Source organism: Photorhabdus aballayi, from assembly GCF_026153155.1.
Classification (GTDB): domain Bacteria; phylum Pseudomonadota; class Gammaproteobacteria; order Enterobacterales; family Enterobacteriaceae; genus Photorhabdus; species Photorhabdus luminescens.
This window is the reverse complement of record NZ_JAPFCD010000139.1, coordinates 1-773: the sequence shown is the minus strand read 5'-3', so window position 1 is coordinate 773 and position 773 is coordinate 1. Positions and strand designations below refer to the sequence as shown.

General features: G+C 54.2%; 1 rRNA gene. It reads right to left on the bottom strand.

Going from position 1 to position 773, the window contains the following annotated elements:
- Positions 1-773, bottom strand: a 23S ribosomal RNA gene (locus OO184_RS24925); the annotation flags it as partial.

The following is a 773-nucleotide window of genomic DNA, read 5'->3' as shown; positions in this document are numbered from 1 at the left end:
ACCTACTTTCGTACCTGCTCGAACCGTCACTCTCGCAGTTAAGCTGGCTTATGCCTTTGCACTAACCTCACGATGTCCGACCGTGATTAGCCAACCTTCGTGCTCCTCCGTTACGCTTTGGGAGGAGACCGCCCCAGTCAAACTACCCGCCAGACACTGTCCTCAGCCCGGATAACGGGCTTAAGTGAGAACATCGAACATTCAAGGGTGGTATTTCAAGGATGGCTCCATGCAGACTGGCGTCCGCACTTCCAAGCCTCCCACCTATCCTACACATCAAGGCTCCATGTTCAGTGTCAAGCTATAGTAAAGGTTCACGGGGTCTTTCCGTCTTGCCGCGGGGACACTGCATCTTCACAGCGAGTTCAATTTCACTGAGTCTCGGGTGGAGACAGCCTGGCCATCATTACGCCATTCGTGCAGGTCGGAACTTACCCGACAAGGAATTTCGCTACCTTAGGACCGTTATAGTTACGGCCGCCGTTTACTGGGGCTTCGATCAAGAGCGTCGCCTTGCGGCTAACCCCATCAATTAACCTTCCAGCACCGGGCAGGCGTCACACCGTATACGTCCACTTACGTGTTTGCACAGTGCTGTGTTTTTAATAAACAGTTGCAGCCAGCTGGTCTCTGCGACTGGCTTCGGCTCCGGGGGCAAACCCCTTCACCTAACGCCAGCGTGCCTTCTCCCGAAGTTACGGCACCATTTTGCCTAGTTCCTTCACCCGAGTTCTCTCAAGCGCCTGAGTATTCTCTACCTGACCACCTGTGTC